This window comes from Aeromonas sanarellii (genome assembly GCF_000820085.1).
Lineage (GTDB): Bacteria > Pseudomonadota > Gammaproteobacteria > Enterobacterales > Aeromonadaceae > Aeromonas > Aeromonas sanarellii.
In genome coordinates, this window is the sequence record NZ_CDBN01000076.1 from 1 (window position 1) to 18,659 (window position 18,659).

Below are 18,659 nucleotides of genomic sequence, written 5' to 3' on the forward strand. Positions count from 1 at the left end.
GCCGCCCCCTGGGCGCCCTGCAGAGTGAGGGTGAGACTGCTCCACTCCCCCAGCGCCAGGCGATCGGCCTTGAGGGTGAAGTCATCCAGCCGCTGCGCCGGCTGGCTCAGGCTGCCGCTGAGGCTGAGATCCTTGAGCTCGCTCTTCATCGGCTCCTGCGCCGCTTTGAGCTGGGCCTGCCCCTTGAGATCAAATGCCAGCTCCCCCTGCGCCCCCTTGGCGGCCAGGGTCACCGGCACCCACTCCCCCGGGGTCAGCTGCCCCAGATCGAGATCCAGCCGGTCTAGCCGGGAAACGGCGCCGCTGCGATCGTCCCGCACCAGGGCGCTGGCATCCACCAGCGCGATGCCTTGCAGGCTGATCTGCCAGGGCCGATCGTCAGGGGCGGCAGGAGGCGTCGTTGCGGCAGGNNCGCCTCCCCCTTGGGCTCGGCGGAGGTCTGGAGCAGATCCCTCAGGTTGGAGCTGCCGTCGGCTTTGGTCTGGATAAAGAGATGGGCACCGCTCAGGGTCACCTTGCCGATCTCCAGCCGGTGGGAGAGCAGGGGCAGCAGGCCCACCGAGGCCTCCCCCTGCTCGAAGCGCACCAGGTCCGGCTCGGCAAAGCCAGCGGGGTTGCGCAGCGCCACCTTCTCGAGGGAGAGGCCGAGGCTTGGCCAGAAACGCCAGCCAATCTCCCCCTCCATCACCAGCTCGCGGCCCGTGCTCTTGCGCACCTGCTCCGCCAGCTGGGGCTTGAACTGGTTGGGGTCAATCAGCGACACCAGGGCGGCGATGGCCACCACGGCCGCCAGCGCCAACCCCAGCATTATGTAGATGATCTTCTTCACGACGAACTCCTTGAATGCGGATCTTGTGGCTGACTATACCACCGGGGGCGCGGCGCAGGTTGTACAGGACCCAAAACGGGCAAATGGCGAGACAGGNNAAAGGGCCCCGCAGGGCCCTGGTCTCACTGGACGGTCGGCAGTTGCCGATAGCCCATCTCGTACAAGGTGAAGGCATAGATGTCCGCACTCTGCTCGATAAGTTTGGCCACCGGCGTGCCCGCCCCGTGCCCGGCATTGGTCTCGATGCGGATGAGCTGGGGATGGGGGCCGGCATTGTCGGCCTGCAGGGTGGCGGCAAACTTGAAGGAGTGGGCCGGCACCACCCGATCGTCGTGATCCGCCGTGGTCACCAGGGTCGAGGGGTAGCTGACCCCGGGCCGGACGTTGTGCAGGGGCGAGTAGCCCTTCAGGTAGTCGAACATCGCCTCGCTGTCGGCACTGGTACCGTAGTCATAGGCCCAGCCCGCCCCGGCGGTGNNCCGCCGGCAGGGCGACCCGCATCAGATCCGGCCGCTGGGTCATCACGGCCCCCACCAGCAGACCGCCGTTGGAGCCACCGCGGATCGCCAGCCGATCGGTGCGGGTGTAGCCCTCGGCCTTGAGGTACTCGGCCGCCGCGATGAAATCGTCGAACACGTTCTGCTTGTTCTGCTGGGTGCCCGCCAGGTGCCAGGCCTGGCCGTACTCGCCGCCCCCGCGCAGGTTGGCCACCGCATAGACGCCCCCCAGATCCAGCCAGTTGGCCACCGACACGCTGAAGCTCGGAGTCAGGCTCACGTCGAAGCCGCCATAGCCGTAGAGGATGGTCGGGTTGCTGCCATCGCGTTTCAGCCCCTTGCGGTAGCTGATGATGAGCGGCACCCGGGTGCCGTCCTTGCTCTGGTAGAAGCGCTGCTCACAGACGTAATCCTCCGGCTTGAACGGCGCCGCCGAGGCGCGATAGAGACTGATGGCGCCGCTCTTTGGCTCGAACCGGTAGAGAGTCGGCGGCTGGGCATAGTGCTCGAAGCCGAAGTAGAGGGCGGGATCATCGTGCTTGCCGTTGAAGCCGCTGACGCTGCCAAGGCCGGGCAGCGCCACCTCGCGCACCCGCTTGCCTTCATAGTCGAACTGCTCGACCCGGGCGGTGGCATCCACCATGTACTCGGCGAACAGATAGCCGCTGCCGCTGTGCACCGTCAGCACCTGCTGACGCTCGGGGATGAGATCCCGCCAGCGGGCCGGCCCCGGGTTGGCGGCATCCACCGTCACCAGCCGGCGGTTGGGGGCGTCCCGGTTGGTCAGCAGGTAAAGCGTGCTGCCCTGGTTGTCCACCAGGCTCACGTCCGCATCCAGATCCCCCTGTACCGTCAGCAGCGGCGCGTTCTCCTGTCTCAGATCCTTCACATAGAGGCGGTTGCCGGAAGTGGAGTTCGCCGCCGAGATGAGCAGGAAGCGGTCATCCTCGGTGACGGTCGCCCCCACGTAGCGGTGGTGCTGGGCCGGGATGGCGCCGAACACCAGCCGGTCCTCCTCCTGCGCCGTGCCGAGCCGGTGGAAATAGACCTTGTGCTGATCGGTCTTGGCCGACAGCTCGCTGCCGTCGGGCTTGTCGTAGCTCGAGTAGAAGAAGCCCTCGTTGCCGAGCCAGCTGATGCCGCTGAACTTCACGTCTTTGAGGGGCGCCTCCAGCGGCTGTTTGCTCTCCACGTCCATCAGGTGGATCTCGCGCCAGTCGCTGCCCGCCAGCGACAAGGAGTAGGCCAGGATGCGGCCGTCCCGGGAGAAGCTCAGCTGGTCCAGCGCCGTGGTGCCGTCGGGGCTGAGGGTATTGGGATCGAGGAACACCTCGGCCGGCTTGCCCTCCTGCTGGCGCCACAGCACGTTCTGGTTCTGCAGGCCGTCGTTCTTGAAGAAGTAGTGGTAGCGCCCCTCGCGAAACGGCGCCCCCTCCTTGGCGTAGTTCCAGGACGAGGCCAATTGCTCCTTGATGGCGGCCCGATACGGGATCTGCGCCAGATAACCCTGAGTCACCCGGTTCTGGGCCTTGACCCAGGCCTCGGTCTCGGGGCTGCGGTCATCCTCCAGCCAGCGATAGGGGTCGGCCACGGCCTGGCCGAAGTAGTGATCCACCTGATCCCCCTGGCGGGTGACGGGGTAGTGAAGGCGCGCTTTCCCTGACATGGCATCCTCTCTGGTTGGCTGGCCGCTGCACGCACACAGCAGTGACAGGGCCAGCAGGCTGACAAAGGCTCGCATCGAGGCGGCTCCCTGCGGTTTGAGTAAGCGGGCAGGGTAACAAAGAGCGCCGGATGGCCCAACCCCCCGACCGGTGGCAGAGGGTGGCCCGCCGACAAAGGGGAGCCATATGAACTTTTTCGCTTAAGTTTGCCGCTTTATTTTGTTTGTTATCCGGCCCCTGGGTCACAGGATGGAATAAGAAACCAGCCAACGTGACACATTCAGGATAAAGCATGCCGTACAGCTACCTATCACATCTGCGGTGCAGCAAGACGGGCGAGATCCATGATGCCGATCAACCCCAGCAACTGAGCCGGGTCGGTGCGCCGCTGCTCGCCAGCTACGATCTCGAGGCCCTGAAGCAGGCCTGGCATCCGGCCGCCCTGCTGGGTCGTCCCGCCAGCCTGTGGCGCTACCACGAGCTGCTGCCGGTACGCGACCCCGCCCAGGTGGTCACCCTGGGGGAAGGCTTCACCCCGCTCTTGCCCCTGCCCACCCTGGGCAAGCAGATCGGCATTCCGGATCTCTGGATGAAGGATGAGAGCGTCATCCCCACCGGCTCCTTCAAGGCCCGGGGCGCCGCGGTCGGCGTCTCCCGCGCCCGGGAGCTCGGTGTCACCCACTTCGCCATGCCCACCAACGGCAACGCCGGTGCGGCCTGGGCGCTCTACGGCGCCCGCGCCGGGCTGCGCAGCACCATAGTCATGCCCCAGGCGGCCCCCGCCATCACCAGGCTGGAGACCTCGCTGGCCGGCTCCCGCCTCTATCTGGTGGACGGCCTCATCAGCGACGCCGGTCGCCAGGTGGCCGAGGCGGTGGCCGAGCAGGGGCTGTTCGATGCCTCCACCCTCAAGGAGCCCTATCGCATCGAGGGCAAGAAGACCATGGGGCTGGAGATCGCCGAGCAGCTTGGCTGGACCCTGCCGGACGTCATCCTCTACCCCACCGGCGGCGGAGTCGGTCTCATTGGCATCTACAAGGCGCTGCGGGAATTGCAGGAGCTGGGCTGGGTCAAGGGGCCGCTGCCGCGATTGGTGGCGGTGCAGGCGAGCGGCTGCGCCCCCATAGTCCAGGCCTGGCAGCAGGGGGAGCGCGAGTCGCGCTTCTGGCCTGACTCCCAGACCCTGGCCTTTGGCATCAACGTGCCCAAGGCGCTGGGGGATTTTCTGGTGCTGGACGCCCTCTATCGCACCGAGGGCTGCGCCATAGCAGTGGACGACAGAGCCATCCAGAGCGAGATCCGCCAGCTCGCCACTCGCGAAGGCAGCTTCGTCTGCCCGGAAGGGGCGGCCGCCTTCGCCGCAGCCCGCCAGCTTCGGGAATCGGGCTGGATCCAGGGGGGCGAGCGGGTGGTGGTGCTCAACACAGGTGCCGGCATCAAGTACCCGGACGCCATCACAGTGCTGCCCCAGCGGCTGCGCCGCGACGGGAGGATACCGGCATGAGCTTCGACTGGTCCTTTGTCCTCAGCACACTGCCGGCCTTTGGCCAATCGGTCTGGGTCACCCTGCAGCTCGGCGCCATCGTGATCTTCACCTCACTCGTCGTGGCGATGCTCAACGTGACGCTGCTCGGCCTGCGCCGGCCCTGGCTGAACCGGGTGATCCGCGCCTATGTGGAGCTGGCCCGCAACACGCCGCTCTTGATCCAGCTGTTTTTTCTCTACTTCGGGCTGCCGGCCCTGGGGCTGTCCCTGTCGGGTTTCACAACGGCGGTGATCGCCATGACCTTCCTCGGCGGCGGCTACCTGACCGAGGCGCTGCGGGCCGGGGTGCAGGCGGTGCCCGCCAGCCAGCTGGAGGCAGGTCAGGCCATCGGCCTCTCCCGCTGGCAATTGCTGCGCCACGTTCAACTGCCCCAGGCCTGGCTCGCCAGCCTGCCGGCGCTCTTTGCCAACTTCATCTTTCTGCTCAAGGAGACCACCGTGGCCTCGGCGGTGGCGGTGCCCGAGCTGCTCTACACCACCAAGAACTACATCGCCCTCTACTACAAGACCTACGAGATGCTGGCGGTGCTGACCTTGATGTGCGTGCTGATCTTCCTGCCGCTGTCCCTTGCCCTGCGCGTCGTTGAAAGGAGGCTGCAACATGGTCAGTTCGGTCACTGAATCGCTGATGCAGGCATCGATCGTCCTGCTGCCACCATCCGACACCGATGCAGAGAAAAGGAGGGATCGATATGGTCAGTCCGGTCACTGAGCAGCTGACGCAGGCGCTGCCGCTGCTGGCGGTGGGCGCGGGCCAGACCCTCGCCATCTCGCTGCTCGCCATCCTGTTCGCCACCCTGGGCGGGGTCGGTTACGGCGTGCTGGCCCAGCAGGGGGGAAGGCTGACTCGGGGAGTGTTGCGAGTCTATCTGGAGCTGTTTCGGGTAGTGCCCGTGCTGGTCTGGCTCTACCTCTTCTTCTTCGGGCTGCCGATCTTCTTCGGCCTGGATATCCCGGCCTTCTGGTGCGCCGTGCTGGTGCTTGCCCTGTGGGGCGCCAGCGAGGTGGGCGAAGTGGTGCGCGGCGGCCTCAAGTCGCTCGCCCGCGGTCAGCAGGAGGCCGGTCTGGCCCTCGGGCTCTCCCGCTGGCAGCTCTATCGCCACGTGTTGCTGCCCCAGGCGCTACAACGGCTGACGCCGCCCACCATCAACATCCATACCCGCATCATCAAGACCAGCTCGCTGGCGGTGCTGATCGGGGTGGTGGAGGTGATCAAGGTGGGCCAGCAGATCATCGAGCGCACCTATGGCTCGCTGCTCATCTACGGTCTGCTGTTCCTGTTCTTTTTTCTGGTCTGCTATCCGCTCTCGCTCGTCTCGCGCCGGCTGGAGCAACAATGGGGTAATGCGGTATGACACCTCTGCTTGAGCTCAATGCTGTCAGCAAACAATTCGGCCAAAACCGGGTACTGGACGGGGTCAGCCTCACGGTGAACGCCGGGGAAGTGATCGTCATCCTGGGGCCGAGCGGCTGCGGCAAGAGCACCTTGCTGCGCACCCTCAACGGGCTCGAACCCATTCAGGGGGGCGAGATCCGCTTCGATGGCGTGCTGCTGGATGGTGCCACCGACTGGCAGCGGCTGCGCCAGCGGATCGGCATGGTGTTCCAGAGCTATCACCTCTTCCCCAACCTGACGGTGCTGGAGAACGTGCTGCTCGGCCCTGTGCAGGTGCAGAAGCGGGAGCGGGCCGAGGCCCTGCTGCAGGCGGAACAGCTGCTGACCCGGGTTGGCCTGTGGGAGCGGCGCCATGACTATCCGCGCCAGCTCTCCGGCGGCCAGCAGCAGCGGATCGCCATAGTGCGGGCCCTGTGCATGAACCCCCAGGTGATGCTGTTTGACGAGGTGACCGCTGCGCTGGACCCCGAGATGGTGCAGGAGGTGCTGGAGGTCATCCGGGATCTCGCCGGCAGCGGCATGACCCTGCTCATCGTCACCCACGAGCTGGCGTTCGCCCGGGCGGTGGCGGATCGCATCGTCTTCATGGACGGCGGCCACATCCTGGAGCAGGCAGCCCCCCATCAATTTTTCGAGAACCCGCGCAGCCAGCGCGCACGCCAGTTCCTCGCCAAGTTTTCTTATACAACTGTCATCAAACGAAAGGAGTCAGCATGAAAAAAATCACCTCGGTTCTGTTTAGCGCCCTGATCGGCCTCGGCCTCGCCAGCGGCGGCGCCCAGGCGGCGGACGGTTCCCTTGCCAAGATCAAGGAACGCGACAAGCTCATCGTCGGCGTCTTCACCGACAAGCCCCCCTTCGGCTATGTGGACGAGAAGGGCAACTACGTGGGTTTCGACACCGATCTCGGTCGCCGCTTCGCCAAGGACCTGCTGGGGGACGAGAACAAGGTCGAGTTCGTGGCGGTGGAGCCCGCCAGCCGCATTCCCTTCCTGCAGAGCGACAAGGTGGATCTGATCCTCGCCAACATGACGGTGACCCCGGAGCGGCGCCAGGTGGTGGACTTCACCAACCCGAACCTGCGAGTGGCGGTACAGGTGCTGGTGCCACAAGGGAGCCCGGCCAAGAAGCTCGACGATCTGGCCAGCAAGCGGCTTATCGTCACCACCGGCACCACGGCGGACATCTGGCTGACCCGCAACCACCCGGACTGGCAAGTGCTCAAGTTCGAGAAGAATTCCGAATCCCTGCAGGCGCTGGCCCAGGGCCGTGGCGACGCCTACGCCCAGGACAACCTGGTGCTCTTCAGCTGGGCCAAGGAGAACCCGGGCTATCGGGTGCTGCCCGAGAAGCTGGGCTCGGAAGACCCCATAGCGCCGGCGGTGAAGAAGGGCAATATCGAGCTGCGTGACTGGGTCAACGACCGCCTCGCCAAGCTGGGGGAAGAGAAGTACCTGCTGAAACTCTACGACCAGTATGTGCGCGACAAACTGAGCGCCGATACCGATCCCAACGACGTGATAGTGGAAGGAGGCAAGTGGCAGGGCTGAGCCTGCCGAGGGAAGTGCTGAGTGTGAAGTGTGTGATCTTTGGTTCCGTTGGTCCGCAAACCGCAAGGTTTGACCTTTCAGGCGTCCCCTCCGGGTGGCGCCTTTTTTTGTTTGCCAGACGGGTCGCCGGCTCTGTGAGCCAGCTCCCCCTGCCCGGGGGCTGTCTGTGCCATCCTCACAGACACGGCAACGAGAGGAGAGCAGCATGTGGATAGAGGCGGAGCCCGTCTACGGCGCCCTGGTGTCCCTGGCCATCGGGCTCATCATCGGACTGGAGCGGGGCTGGCAGGTACGCCAGCTGGGTGACAACCAGCGCATCGCCGGGATGCGGACCTATGGCCTCATCGGCCTGCTCGGCGGGGTCTGCGCCCTGCTGCTGCCGACCCTGGGGCCCTGGCTGGCCCTGCTCGGCCTGCTGACGGTGGTGGCAGGCTGCGGCCTCTCGGTCTGGCTGGCCCTGCGCTGGCAAGGGGAGTTCGGTCTCACCAGCTCGGTGGCCATGGTGCTCACCTATTTGCTGGGGCTGATGTCGGTGCTGCAGAGCCCGAGCGAGGCGGTGGCCTGCGCCGTGCTGGCGGCGCTGCTGATGGGGCTCAAGGGCAAGATCCAGCAGGGCATGCTGTTTTTGAGCGAGACGGAATTCCACGCGACCCTGCGTTTCCTGCTCATCTCCCTGGTGCTGCTGCCCGTGCTGCCCGATGCGGAGATGGGCCCCCTCGACGCCTTCAACCCCTTCAAGATCTGGCTGATGGTGGTGATCATCGCGGGGATCTCGTTCTGTGGTCACTTCGCGGTGCGCCTGCTCGGCACCCGTGCCGGGCTGGTGCTCACCAGCATGCTGGCGGGGCTCGCCTCCTCCACCGCCCTCACCCTGCAATTTGCCCGCCTCAACAGGGAGCAGGGAGGTCTGGAGCGACTGCTGGCCACCGGCATCCTGCTGGCGGGGGCCACCATGTGGCTGCGGCTGCTGGTGCTGGTGCTGCTCATTCACGGCGAGCTGGCGATGCGCCTGGCCGCCCCCCTGCTGCTGCTGGCAGCCATCGTCTACGGCTTCGCCTTCTGGTTCTGGCGCCAGCGGGAGGAGATGACCGACAACCCGGTGCAGCCCAGGACCAGCAACCCGCTGGATCTTGCCACCGCCATCAAGTTCGGCCTGCTGCTGGCCCTCATCGGCTTCATGGCCACCCTGCTGCAGAGCAAGGTGGGTGACTCCGGGGTCTATCTGCTGGCGCTGGTCTCAGGCATCACGGATGTGGACGCCATCACCCTCTCCCTCTCCCAGCTCTCCCACAAGGAACTGGCCCTGGAGGTGGCCGCCCGGGGCATACTGCTCGCCGGCCTGGTCAACTCCCTGGTGAAGGGACTGCTGGCGCTGGTGATCGGCGGCCGCCGCCTGGGGCTCAGGGTCATGCTGCCCTACCTGCTCTCCGTCCTGCTGATCCTGCCCCTGGTCTGGCCGGCAGGATGACGGGGATCACCTCCCCGGGGTGACAGACTGACTCCCCTCCCCCTTGTCACGTATACTGCCCCCTCTTGCAGCACGAGGAGATGACCATGGCGAGCGATTGGGACGGGATTCTGGCGGGCGGCCCTCTCACCCAGACCGAGGAGATAGCGAACGACAGGATCCGCGGCCAGGCGCTGCTGGCACGGCTCAACGCCTCCACGGCAGGGGATCAACCCCTGCGCCAGCAGATCTGCGGCGAGCTGTTTGGCCACTGCCCCGACTCCTGCTGGATCAGCACCCCCTTCACCTGCGAATTCGGTCGCAACATCCACATCGGCGAGAAGACCTTCTTCAACTTCAACGTCACCATACTCGACGTGGGCGAGGTGCACATCGGCAGCCACGTGCTGCTGGCCCCCAACGTGCAGATCTACACCGCCACCCACAGCATGGATTTCCAGGAGCGGCGCAACTGGACCGCCTACAACAAGCCGGTACGCATCGGCGATGACTGCTGGATTGGCGGCGGCGCCATCATCTGCCCCGGCGTCACCATAGGGCCGCGCACCATCATAGGGGCCGGCGCCGTGGTGACCAGGGACATCCCTGCCGATTCGGTCGCCGTCGGCAATCCGGCTCGCGTGATCCGCACCTTAAGCCCGGGCGAGCCCCGGGATCCGGCGCTGCTGTCATGATGGTGCTGGCCCTGCTGCCCCTGGGCTGGGCCGGCTGGCTCGGGGTGCGGAACGCGAACTGGTGGCCGCTGGCCCTGATCCTGCTGATGAGCCTGCTGACCCTGGTCGCCTACGCCTGGGACAAGCGCCAGGCCATTCGTGGCGGCTGGCGCGTGCCCGAGGTCCGCCTCCATCTGCTGGAGCTGTGCGGCGGCTGGCCCGGCGCCCTGGTGGCCCGCCAGTGGCTGCGCCACAAGACCCAGAAGGGGAGTTATCGCCTGCGGTTCTGGGCCATCGTCTGGGGGCAATTATTGCTGCTCGGGATCTGGCTCGTCTGGCCGCTCTGGCAGGGGTTCTGAACCACCAGGACGGGCATTGCCGCCCATGGGCGGGTATGAGACAACGGAAGACCGGGAGATGATCTCTCCCGTTCAGGCATAGGCAAGGAGTCACTCATGACCATGTGGACAGGCATAGTCCTGATCGTCTTTATCAGCGTATTCTTCGGCTATCTCGGCAAGCGTGCCCGCTACCAGATGGGGGACGCCCGCATTACCGACCGTCTCGGCAAGCAGGACATGATCATCAAGGAGCTGCAGGAGCGGGTCGCCAACCTCGAGGCCATCATGCTGGAGGAGGAGAAGCGTCGGCCCTTCCGGGAACTGTGAGGCCAGTCCCGACAAAGACGGCAACCGATGTTGCCGTCTTTCGTTTCCGGTGCCGGGATCAGCCCGACGCCGGCGGGGGCGGACTCTGCATCGCCTCCCCCAGCGCCTCCTGCCCGCGCTGCAACAGGGCAGCGATGGCCCCCTGCCGATCCGCCGCCTCCTTGTTCTGGCTCAGCTTGAACTTGCCCACCAGGCGGTCGATCTCGATTTCGATGCCCACCACGGCCGCCACCATGGCCTCCAGATAGTCGCGCGGCGCGTCCGCCATCTTCCAGGGCCTGGGCTCGGCGGCCTCCTGGGTGCGGGTCAGGGTGGCGAGCAGGCGTCGCACGAAGCGGGCATCGTCCCGTACCCGGATACGGCCATGGGCGTGCACCACGGCATAGTTCCAGGTGGGCACCTGCTGGTGATGCACCTGCTTGCCCGGATACCAGCTGGGGGAGATATAACCCTCGGCGGCGCGGAAGATCACCAGCACCTCGTCGCCGTCTTTCACCTCCTGCCAGAGCGGGTTGTTGCGGGCCACATGGGCCCGCAGAACCCCTTGTCCCCCCTCCCCGGCATCCAGCTCGAACGGCAGATGGTTGGCGTCGAGCCCCAGCTCACCATGGGTGACCAGGGCCCCCAGAGGGTGGGCCCGGATCAGCTGATGCAGCGCAGCGGGCTCGGTGACGGCGAAATGGGGTGGCAGATACATAAGAGGTCCTTGGTTCTTGGTGGAGTGTCCGTACTAATCCCGTCGGTATGCTCCCGTGACGGGGAAGCATAGTCTCGAGTTTGCCTGCCGAGCACCACCGAAGAAAGCCCTGGCCGTCGTCGCTTGCTCAGGATGAAGGGATGCCCCTGGCCAGATAGCCGATGTGATAGGCATCGGCCCCTACCGGCATCACTTGTGGGAGCGACGCCAAGAAATCCACCTCCAGCCATTGCCAGCGGGAGACGTCCCAGCCGCTCAGCATGCTCTTGGTGGACAACGCCGCCAGGGGGTGATGGGCCGCTATGGGGGTGCGCCGCAAGATGACCACCCCGGCCCGCTCGAGCACCTCCATCTGCGGGGCTGACAGCAGATGCCAGGTCTCGATATGGGGCCAGCCGAAATGCCGGGTGAGCGCCGCGAATCCCTCGCTCACCAGGAAACCGTGCATCGCCTCGACACTCTGCCACACATAGAAGGGGGCATAGCGGTTCTCCTGCCCCGGCAGGGCCGCATCGTCCTGGCGGCTGTAGAGATAGGCCTTGAACAGCAGACCGGGAAAGCCGTCGAGCCTGGCGCCATTGCTGGCGATCCGCTGCTCGATCTGCGCCATGTCGTAGTCCGCCGGCAGGGTGAATCTGTAGTGCATGGCGATCATAAGATCACCCCCTGCCGGAACATCAGACCCCGTCCGAAGCGCCACGCCTCGGCATCAAGGCGCTCGGCGAGTCGGGGGGCAAGCTGCGCCAGGGTGGCGCGATCGGGAACATCGGGTGTCATGGCAATCTCCTTGGTGGATGAAGCCACTCTCTCCCACTGCTACAATTTAAAAAATCGAAATATTCAAGACCAATAGTCCCGATTATAAGGATCGTTATGTCACCCCTTCCCCCCAGCCTGGACCTCGATGCCCTGCGCAGCTACGTGCTGGGGCTGGAGTGCGGCAGCTTTGCGCTGGCGGCGCAGCGGCTGTGCCGCTCCACCTCGGCGGTCAGCGCCCAGTTGAAGAAACTCGAACAGCAGTGCGGCACCGATCTGGTCATGAAGCAGGGACGTCACCTGGTGCCGACGGCCAGCGGCGAGCGCCTGCTGGGCTACGCCAAGCGGCTGCTGGAGCTCAATGACGAAGCCGTGCTCGCCCTGAAAGGGGAACTGCTGCAAGGGGAGATCCGGCTCGGGGTGCAGGAGGACTTCGGCGAATCTTTGCTCCCCGCCGTGCTGGGGCCCCTCTGTCGCCAGCACCCGGCCCTGCGCATGACGACCCGCATCGATCGCAACGGGGCCCTGGTGCAGGGGATCAGGGAAGGCACCCTCGACATGGCCCTGGCCTGGCAACCGCAAGAGGACGGGGTGGATGCCCACCTCATCGACATAGTGCAGTTGCAATGGATTGCTCACCCGGACTGGGACATCAACCCGCTGCTGGCACGCGGGGAGCCCCTGCCCCTGGTGCTCTTCGATGCCCCCTGCCTGATGCGGGCAAGGGCCATCCATGCCCTCGACGATGCCGGGATCCCCTGGCGCATCGCCTTCACCAGCCAGAGCCTGGGGGGGATCTGGGCCGCCGTGCAGGCCGGGCTCGGGATCACGGTGCGTTCCGCCATCGGCATGCCGGCCAGCCTCGCCCCCCTCGGCGGCGTGCTGCCCTCACCGGGCACCCTGGGGGTGGTGCTGCTCGGCGCCGGCCACGAAGCCGGCGAGGCCGAGCGCCAGTTGCAGCGCCTGCTCGCGGACGCCGTGCATCAGGCCAGCGCCGGGCACAGGGGCTGAACATCTACTGGCCAGAGTGGACCACTCCAGTGAGGAGTGCGCATAAAAAAACGGCAACCCTGGGGTTGCCGTTTTTCTTGTGATGGCGCTGGCGCGTCGTGCGGATCAACCCGCCCGCTTGGCCAGCCACTGTTCGGCGGCGGTGAGGGCTGCCTCTATCTGCTCCCGGGCGACGCCGCCCTTGGCGACCCGCTTGGCCAGGGTCGCCTCCAGCTCCAGGTTCGGGTAGACATCCTCCCCCACCACGGGGCTGAAGCGCTGGAACTCGGGGAGGGAGAGCTCCTCCAGGTGCTTCTTCACCCCGATCGCGTAGACCACGGTCTCGCCGACGATATGGTGCGCCTCGCGGAACGGGATGCCCTTGGCCACCAGATAGTCAGCGAGCTCGGTGGCGTTGGCGTAGCCGCCCTGGGCCGCCGCCTTGGTGCGCTCGCCGTTGACCTTCAGATCGATCAGCACCAGGGCCGCCATGTCGAGGCAATCGTGCCAAGTATCCAAAGCATCGAACAGCCCTTCCTTGTCTTCCTGCATGTCCTTGTTGTAGGCCAGCGGTAGCGCCTTGAGGCTCATCAGCATGCCCATCTGGGCGCCCACCACCCGGCCGGTCTTGCCACGAATGAGCTCGAGCGCGTCCGGGTTCTTCTTCTGGGGCATCAGGGAGGAGCCGGAGGTGACGGCGTCGGACAGCTCGACGAAGCCCGCCTCGCCGGTGTTGTAGAAGATGAGATCCTCGGCAAAGCGGGACAGGTGCGCCATGGACAGCGACGCCACGTGCATCAGCTCCACCACGTGATCCCGATCGGAGACCGAATCCAGGCTGTTGCGGGTGGCACCGCTAAAGCCCATGTCGAGCGCCAGCGCTTCGCGGTCGATGGCGTAGGCGGTGCCCGCCAGGGCGCCGCAGCCGAGCGGACTGGTGTCGAGGCGCTTGAGGGCATCCTGCAGACGGGAGTAATCCCGCTCCAGCATCTCCACATAGGCCAGCGCCCAGTGGGCATAGGTGACCGGCTGGGCCCGCTGCAGGTGGGTGTAACCCGGCAGCACCGCGGCCTGGTTGGCGCGCGCCGAGCCCACCAGCCCCTGTTGCAGGGCGGTGATGGAGCCGAGCAGCAGCTCGCCCTGCGCCTTGCACCAGAGTTTGAGGTCGGTGGCGACCTGATCGTTGCGCGAGCGGCCCGTGTGCAGCTTCTTGCCCAGGGTGCCGACGGCATCGATCAGCTTGCCCTCGACCCAGGAGTGGATGTCTTCGGCATCCGAGCTCAGGATCTGCTCGGGATCCTGCTGCACCGAGGCGAGCAGCACCTCCATCGCCTGCTGCAGTTTTCCTTGCTCATCGGCGGTCAATACGCCGACCTTCACCAGCGCCTTGGCCCAGGCCATGGAGCCCTGGATATCCTGCTCCGCCAAGCGGTAATCGAACCGCAGGGAATCGTTGAACTGCTTGAACCGGCTATCGGCTCCCTGACTGAAGCGTCCACCCCAAAGTGCCATACTGCTCTCCTTGAATGCGTTGCCGGCGGCGTCTTGCGCCGTCGAGCTTGAAATCGTGCCTGGTTTTCCTGTGAGCCTGTTATCTCACAGAAGCGGCCAGGGCGCAGCCGCTCTTGTCACACCCGATGATGATGGCAAAGGGCCTCTCTGCCTGTAAAAGAGGGGGCCATGCCCCCTCGAATCAACGAGTCACAGCGACGACTCAACCGTGGGTATGGTCGCCACCGATGGCTTGATGCTGCTCCTTCATGGCGCGGATCCGGCTCGCCAGGGTGTAGAGACGGATGAAGCCTTCGGCATGGCTCTGGTCGTACACCTCGTCGGCGCCGAAGGTGGCGAAGTCTTCGGAGTAGAGGCTGTTCGGCGACTTCTTCTGCACCGCGGTGACCTGACCCTTGTACATCTTCAGGATCACCTCGCCATCCAGCTCCTCGGCGATGGCGTTGGCGGAGGCGACAATGGCCTTGCACAGCGGGGTGAACCAGCGACCGTCATACACCAGGTGGGAGAACTCGGCACCCAGCTTTTCCCGCCAGGCGCGGGTCGGTCTGTCCAGTACCAGCTCTTCCACGGCGCGCAGTGCGGCAACCATCACGGTACCACCAGGGGTCTCGTAGCAGCCGCGGGACTTCATGCCCACCATGCGGTTCTCGGTGATGTCGACCCGGCCCACGCCGTGCTTGCCGGCACGCTCGTTCAGGGTGGTCAGGATCTGGTGGGGGGTCAGGGGCTGGTCATCCACGGCGACCACTTCACCCTTGGCCACGGTCAGCTTGACGTACTCCGGCTCGTTCGGTGCCTGCTCGGCGGAGACGGTCCACTGCCAGACCGCTTCGGACGGCTCGTTCCAGGTGCTCTCCAGCTCGCCACCCTCGGTGGAGATGTGCCAGGCGTTGGCGTCACGGCTGTAGATCTTCTTCAGGGTCGCCTTGCAGGGGATGTTGCGGGCTTCCAGATAGGCCAGCAGATCCTCCCGGGAACGCATGTCCCACAACCGCCAGGGGGCGATCACTTTCAGCTGGGGAGCCAGGGCCGCCACGGCCCCTTCGAACCGCACCTGATCGTTGCCCTTGCCGGTGCAACCGTGGGAGATGGCATCGGCCCCTTCCGCCAGGGCGGCCTCGACCATGGCCTTGGCGATCACCGGACGGGCCATGGAGGTCCCCAGCAGGTAGGTGCCCTCATAGACGGCGCCGGTCTTCAGGGTCGGGTAGACGTACTCCTTGACGAACTCTTCCCGCAGATCCTTGACGATGCACTTGACCGCGCCGGAGGCGATGGCCTTCTGCTCGATCCCTTCCAGATCGTCACGCTCCTGGCCCACGTCGGCGACGAAGGCGATGATCTCGGCGTCATAGTGCTCCTTCAGCCAGGGAATGATGGCCGAGGTATCCAGTCCGCCCGAGTAAGCCAGTACGATCTTGTTGATTCCGCTCATTTACTTCTCTCCATGATGATTCGATAAAAAGTGTGATTCCGGGTCGGTTGCCGGATTACTTCTGGCCCTGTCCGAACAGGGTCAGCAGCACGGCGTTCTGGATATGCATCCGGTTTTCTGCCTCATCCATGATGAGGGAGGCTGGGCCGTCCATGACCTCCGAGGTGATCTCCAGCTCCCGGTGCGCCGGCTGGCAGTGCAGCACGTGCTGGATGCCGGTGCGATCGAGCAGGGCCTGGTTGATCTGATAAGGCATGAAGATATCTTTTACCTGCTCCATTGGTGTGTTGTCACCCATGGAAACCCAGGTGTCGGTATAAACCACGTCAAAGCCTTCGATGGCGCCCACGTCATCGCTGATGTTGATGTGCGCGCCGGACTGGGCCGCCAGCGCCTGGGCCTGCAGGAAGATCTGGGTGTCCGGGCCATGGCCTTTCGGGCAGACCAGGGTCACGTCGGTGCCGAGGGTCGCCCCCAAGAGCAGCAGGGAGTGGCTGACGTTGTTGCCATCGCCGAGATAGGCCAGCTTCACCTTGGACAGATCGCTGTAGTGCTCGCTGATGGTCATGAAGTCCGCCAGCCCCTGGCAGGGGTGGTAGAGGTTGCACAGGCTGTTCACCACAGGCACCGAGCCGAACTCGGCCAGCTCGACCAGGGTCTGGTGATCGAACACCCGCGCGACGATGGCGTCGCACCAGCGAGAGAGGTTGGCGGCGAAATCCTTCACCGACTCCCGCTTGCCGAGCGCGCCATTCTGCTGATCCAGATAGACGCTGTGGCCGCCGAGCCGATTGATCCCGATGTCGAAGGTAACCCGGGTGCGCAGGGAGGGTTTCTCGAACAGGGTGACCACGCTCTTGCCCGCCAGGGCCTGGCTGTATTTCTTCGGATCCGCCTTGACCGCCTTGCCGAGCGCGATCAGCGCCTCGATCTGGGCCTTGCTTAAATCGCTGTCTTTCAGAAGATGTTGCATCGGATTGTCCTTTTCCCGGTGAAAATCAGATCGTGACCTGGGTGCCGACCGCACCGCCCGCCAGCAGCTTGAGCAGCTGATCCGGGTAGCGCCAGCTGGCGACACAGACCGGCTTGCCCAGGGTCTCGGCGGCGTGCAGGGCGGCCTTCACCTTGACCGCCATGCCATCGCTGATCACCCCCTTCTCCATCAGGTCCAGCGCGGTCTGCTTGTCGAGCTGGGGCACCAGCTTGCCCTTGCCGTCCAGGATGCCGCTCACATCCGACAGCATCACCAGATCGGCGCCGAGGGCCTCGGCAATCGCCGTGGCCGCCTGATCCGCATTGACGTTCATCAGCTGACCTTCGGCGGTGATGCCGATGGAGCTCACCACAGGCAGCAGGCCCTGGCCCAGGATGGCGGCCACCAGCGCCGGGTTGCCCGGTTTGCAGTCACCGACCGCACCGAGATCCGGATCGAGCTGGGTCACCTGGCACAGACCGCCGTCGGCGAGGCAGAGCCCCACCGCCGGAATGCCGGTGGAGATGGCCTTGGCCATCATCATCTTGTTCGCGGTCCCGGCCAGGGCACCGGCAATCACGGGGATCTGCTCGAACGGGGTCACCCGCAGGCCGTTCTTCTTGGTGGAGGTCATCCCCAGGCCCTTGAGCAGGTCATCCACCAGGCAGCCACCACCGTGCACCAGCACCAGGGGTCTGTGCTGATCGTCCAGGAAGCTTTTGAGGGTGGCGAACAGGGCGGTCAGGGCCTCGTCGTTCTCGATGAGGGCACCACCCAACTTGATTACCAGCGTCTGCTTGTCCATCTTCTCGATCCTTCCTTAAAGCGTTAAATCAGGCCGGTGGCCGGTTCAAAACCAAACTTGATATTTATGCACTGCATCGCCTGGGAGGCTGCGCCCTTGAGCAGGTTGTCGATGGCGGACACCACCACCAGCATGTTGCCCTGCTGCTGCCAGGCGAGGTCGCAGTAAGGGGTGTTCGCCACGCCGCGGATGGAGGGCATCTGGCCGGTGAGGCGTACCAGGGGTTTGCCTTCATAGGCCTTGAGGTAGGCCTGATCTACCTGGGTCTGCGTCACGCCATCCGCCAGCTGCACATAGATGGTGGCCAGGATGCCGCGCACATAGTTGCCGAGGTGGGGCTGGAACAGCACCCCCTTGCCGAGGTGATGGCTGATCTCCGGCTGGTGTCTGTGATTGAAGGTGCCGTAGGGGCTCAGGCTCACCTCGCAGAAGCTGGTGTTGATGGCCGCCTTGCGACCGGCCCCGGAGACACCGGAGACGGCGTTGATGATGGGCTGCCACTCTTTGGCAATCAGACCGGCCTGCTGCAGCGGCTTGAGGGCGCACAGGGAGGCGGTCGGGTAGCAACCGGGCACGGCGATAAGCTGGGCCGCCTTGATGGCCTCGGCATTCCACTCAGCCAGACCGTAGACGGCCTGATCCAGCCACTGCTCGCTGTCGTGGGTGAAGCCGTAGAAGGAGGCGTAGAACTGCTGATCCTTGACACGGAAGGCACCGGAGAGATCGAACACCGGCAGCCCCTTGGCCAGGAACTTGGGCGCAAGCTCGGCACTCACCTCATGGGCGGTGGCCAGCAGCACCAGGTCGGCCTGGGTCAGGATCCGGGTCATGCCGTCGTCGTCCAGGGGCAGCAGCGGCTGATCCAGCTCGCCAACCCACTGGGGATGCAGGGAAGAGAAGCGCTTGTGGGCGTCCTGGCTGCCCGCCGACACATAGAGGCCGAACAGCTTGAGCTGTGGATGGTTCTGGACCAGTGCGGCCAGTTCGGCCCCCGCGTAGCCACTGGCACCGACGATAACGGTATTGAGCATGTTTGAGTATTCCAAGTCTGGGTTCGAAATTCGCAGCCTGCTGCTGCGGTGCAAGGGGTCGGCTATCGCCCCTTTGATGCAACGAGTGCGGAGGGGCTATTCAGGCGGATATGCGTCGTCGGTTACAGATCAGGTGACAGAACATTAACTTTCCCTTACAACTAGAGGCCATGTCGCTGAGCACTCG

18 protein-coding genes and 2 pseudogenes are annotated in these 18,659 nt (G+C 65.2%); 10 read left to right on the forward strand and 10 right to left on the reverse strand.

What is annotated here, in order from left to right; all coding sequences use genetic code 11:
• Nucleotides 1-829: pseudogene (locus tag BN1132_RS20030) on the reverse strand (AsmA family protein); the annotation flags it as partial.
• Nucleotides 830-951: 122 nt separating this feature from the next.
• Nucleotides 952-3,067: pseudogene (locus tag BN1132_RS14610) on the reverse strand (prolyl oligopeptidase family serine peptidase).
• 215 nt (nucleotides 3,068-3,282) lie between these two features.
• Between BN1132_RS14610 and BN1132_RS14615 the strand changes: the two are divergent.
• The 9 genes from BN1132_RS14615 (at nucleotide 3,283) to BN1132_RS14655 (ending at nucleotide 10,270) form a co-directional block, all read left to right on the forward strand.
• A complete protein-coding gene (locus BN1132_RS14615; protein ID WP_042078463.1) occupies nucleotides 3,283-4,494 on the forward strand; it encodes a threonine synthase in 1,212 nt (403 codons plus the stop codon).
• The gene (locus tag BN1132_RS14620) at nucleotides 4,491-5,156 is read left to right on the forward strand and encodes an amino acid ABC transporter permease (RefSeq protein WP_042078464.1); all 666 of its coding nucleotides are present in this window, start codon (nucleotides 4,491-4,493) and stop codon (nucleotides 5,154-5,156) included. The genes BN1132_RS14615 and BN1132_RS14620 overlap by 4 nt, the downstream gene beginning before the upstream one ends.
• Before the next feature lie 71 nt (nucleotides 5,157-5,227).
• Nucleotides 5,228-5,890, forward strand: coding sequence for an amino acid ABC transporter permease (locus tag BN1132_RS14625; RefSeq protein WP_042078466.1), 663 nt, complete (start codon nucleotides 5,228-5,230; stop codon nucleotides 5,888-5,890).
• The gene (locus tag BN1132_RS14630) at nucleotides 5,887-6,648 is read left to right on the forward strand and encodes an amino acid ABC transporter ATP-binding protein (RefSeq protein WP_042078468.1); all 762 of its coding nucleotides are present in this window, start codon (nucleotides 5,887-5,889) and stop codon (nucleotides 6,646-6,648) included. Before BN1132_RS14625 ends, BN1132_RS14630 begins: the two co-directional genes overlap by 4 nt.
• On the forward strand, nucleotides 6,645-7,481 hold the full coding sequence (locus BN1132_RS14635; protein WP_042078469.1) for a transporter substrate-binding domain-containing protein: 837 nt from the start codon (nucleotides 6,645-6,647) through the stop codon (nucleotides 7,479-7,481). The genes BN1132_RS14630 and BN1132_RS14635 overlap by 4 nt, the downstream gene beginning before the upstream one ends.
• Before the next feature lie 205 nt (nucleotides 7,482-7,686).
• Nucleotides 7,687-8,949, forward strand: coding sequence for an MgtC/SapB family protein (locus BN1132_RS14640; protein ID WP_042078470.1), 1,263 nt, complete (start codon nucleotides 7,687-7,689; stop codon nucleotides 8,947-8,949).
• Nucleotides 8,950-9,035: 86 nt separating this feature from the next.
• The gene (locus tag BN1132_RS14645; RefSeq protein ID WP_042078471.1) at nucleotides 9,036-9,623 is read left to right on the forward strand and encodes a sugar O-acetyltransferase; all 588 of its coding nucleotides are present in this window, start codon (nucleotides 9,036-9,038) and stop codon (nucleotides 9,621-9,623) included.
• Nucleotides 9,620-9,961, forward strand: coding sequence for a DUF1294 domain-containing protein (locus BN1132_RS14650; protein WP_042078472.1), 342 nt, complete (start codon nucleotides 9,620-9,622; stop codon nucleotides 9,959-9,961). Before BN1132_RS14645 ends, BN1132_RS14650 begins: the two co-directional genes overlap by 4 nt.
• A gap of 96 nt (nucleotides 9,962-10,057) precedes the next feature.
• Nucleotides 10,058-10,270: a hypothetical protein gene (locus BN1132_RS14655; protein WP_042078473.1), complete on the forward strand. Its 213-nt coding sequence runs from the start codon at nucleotides 10,058-10,060 to the stop codon at nucleotides 10,268-10,270.
• Nucleotides 10,271-10,328: 58 nt separating this feature from the next.
• Here BN1132_RS14655 and BN1132_RS14660 read toward each other — a convergent pair whose 3' ends face one another.
• The 3 genes from BN1132_RS14660 to BN1132_RS20395 all read right to left on the reverse strand — a co-directional run bounded on the left by BN1132_RS14660 (nucleotide 10,329) and on the right by BN1132_RS20395 (nucleotide 11,744).
• On the reverse strand, nucleotides 10,329-10,967 hold the full coding sequence (locus tag BN1132_RS14660) for an FMN-binding negative transcriptional regulator (RefSeq protein ID WP_042078475.1): 639 nt from the start codon (nucleotides 10,965-10,967) through the stop codon (nucleotides 10,329-10,331).
• A gap of 127 nt (nucleotides 10,968-11,094) precedes the next feature.
• Nucleotides 11,095-11,613 (reverse strand): DUF4865 family protein, encoded by a 519-nt coding sequence (locus BN1132_RS14665; protein WP_244462949.1) that lies wholly within the window; start codon nucleotides 11,611-11,613, stop codon nucleotides 11,095-11,097.
• 5 nt (nucleotides 11,614-11,618) lie between these two features.
• Nucleotides 11,619-11,744: a hypothetical protein gene (locus tag BN1132_RS20395; protein ID WP_257519972.1), complete on the reverse strand. Its 126-nt coding sequence runs from the start codon at nucleotides 11,742-11,744 to the stop codon at nucleotides 11,619-11,621.
• Nucleotides 11,745-11,840: 96 nt separating this feature from the next.
• On the opposite strand from BN1132_RS20395, the gene BN1132_RS14670 reads away from it, so the two are divergent.
• Nucleotides 11,841-12,734 carry a LysR substrate-binding domain-containing protein gene (locus BN1132_RS14670; RefSeq protein ID WP_042078478.1) on the forward strand — a complete coding sequence of 298 codons (894 nt, stop codon included), beginning with the start codon at nucleotides 11,841-11,843 and terminating at the stop codon, nucleotides 12,732-12,734.
• Nucleotides 12,735-12,839: 105 nt separating this feature from the next.
• Here BN1132_RS14670 and argH read toward each other — a convergent pair whose 3' ends face one another.
• The 5 genes from argH to argC form a co-directional block, all read right to left on the reverse strand.
• The gene (gene argH, locus BN1132_RS14675; RefSeq protein ID WP_042078479.1) at nucleotides 12,840-14,225 is read right to left on the reverse strand and encodes an argininosuccinate lyase; all 1,386 of its coding nucleotides are present in this window, start codon (nucleotides 14,223-14,225) and stop codon (nucleotides 12,840-12,842) included.
• Between the two features lie 202 nt (nucleotides 14,226-14,427).
• Nucleotides 14,428-15,663 carry an argininosuccinate synthase gene (locus tag BN1132_RS14680; protein WP_042078480.1) on the reverse strand — a complete coding sequence of 412 codons (1,236 nt, stop codon included), beginning with the start codon at nucleotides 15,661-15,663 and terminating at the stop codon, nucleotides 14,428-14,430.
• 55 nt (nucleotides 15,664-15,718) lie between these two features.
• Entirely contained in the window at nucleotides 15,719-16,636 is a 918-nt protein-coding gene (locus BN1132_RS14685) for an ornithine carbamoyltransferase (RefSeq protein ID WP_042078481.1), read from the reverse strand.
• 25 nt (nucleotides 16,637-16,661) lie between these two features.
• Nucleotides 16,662-17,441, reverse strand: coding sequence for an acetylglutamate kinase (argB, locus tag BN1132_RS14690; protein ID WP_042078482.1), 780 nt, complete (start codon nucleotides 17,439-17,441; stop codon nucleotides 16,662-16,664).
• 23 nt (nucleotides 17,442-17,464) lie between these two features.
• Nucleotides 17,465-18,472: an N-acetyl-gamma-glutamyl-phosphate reductase gene (argC, locus tag BN1132_RS14695; protein ID WP_042078484.1), complete on the reverse strand. Its 1,008-nt coding sequence runs from the start codon at nucleotides 18,470-18,472 to the stop codon at nucleotides 17,465-17,467.
• Nucleotides 18,473-18,659: the final 187 nt, after the last annotated feature.

Coding starts and splice junctions, on each gene's coding strand:
- BN1132_RS14615 (WP_042078463.1), top strand. CDS start 3,283: ATGCCGTACAGCTACCTATCACATCTGCGGTGCAGCAAGACGGGCGAG.
- BN1132_RS14620 (WP_042078464.1), top strand. CDS start 4,491: ATGAGCTTCGACTGGTCCTTTGTCCTCAGCACACTGCCGGCCTTTGGC.
- BN1132_RS14625 (WP_042078466.1), top strand. CDS start 5,228: ATGGTCAGTCCGGTCACTGAGCAGCTGACGCAGGCGCTGCCGCTGCTG.
- BN1132_RS14630 (WP_042078468.1), top strand. CDS start 5,887: ATGACACCTCTGCTTGAGCTCAATGCTGTCAGCAAACAATTCGGCCAA.
- BN1132_RS14635 (WP_042078469.1), top strand. CDS start 6,645: ATGAAAAAAATCACCTCGGTTCTGTTTAGCGCCCTGATCGGCCTCGGC.
- BN1132_RS14640 (WP_042078470.1), top strand. CDS start 7,687: ATGTGGATAGAGGCGGAGCCCGTCTACGGCGCCCTGGTGTCCCTGGCC.
- BN1132_RS14645 (WP_042078471.1), top strand. CDS start 9,036: ATGGCGAGCGATTGGGACGGGATTCTGGCGGGCGGCCCTCTCACCCAG.
- BN1132_RS14650 (WP_042078472.1), top strand. CDS start 9,620: ATGATGGTGCTGGCCCTGCTGCCCCTGGGCTGGGCCGGCTGGCTCGGG.
- BN1132_RS14655 (WP_042078473.1), top strand. CDS start 10,058: ATGACCATGTGGACAGGCATAGTCCTGATCGTCTTTATCAGCGTATTC.
- BN1132_RS14660 (WP_042078475.1), bottom strand. CDS start 10,967: ATGTATCTGCCACCCCATTTCGCCGTCACCGAGCCCGCTGCGCTGCAT.
- BN1132_RS14665 (WP_244462949.1), bottom strand. CDS start 11,613: ATGCACTACAGATTCACCCTGCCGGCGGACTACGACATGGCGCAGATC.
- BN1132_RS20395 (WP_257519972.1), bottom strand. CDS start 11,744: ATGACACCCGATGTTCCCGATCGCGCCACCCTGGCGCAGCTTGCCCCC.
- BN1132_RS14670 (WP_042078478.1), top strand. CDS start 11,841: ATGTCACCCCTTCCCCCCAGCCTGGACCTCGATGCCCTGCGCAGCTAC.
- argH (WP_042078479.1), bottom strand. CDS start 14,225: ATGGCACTTTGGGGTGGACGCTTCAGTCAGGGAGCCGATAGCCGGTTC.
- BN1132_RS14680 (WP_042078480.1), bottom strand. CDS start 15,663: ATGAGCGGAATCAACAAGATCGTACTGGCTTACTCGGGCGGACTGGAT.
- BN1132_RS14685 (WP_042078481.1), bottom strand. CDS start 16,636: ATGCAACATCTTCTGAAAGACAGCGATTTAAGCAAGGCCCAGATCGAG.
- argB (WP_042078482.1), bottom strand. CDS start 17,441: ATGGACAAGCAGACGCTGGTAATCAAGTTGGGTGGTGCCCTCATCGAG.
- argC (WP_042078484.1), bottom strand. CDS start 18,472: ATGCTCAATACCGTTATCGTCGGTGCCAGTGGCTACGCGGGGGCCGAA.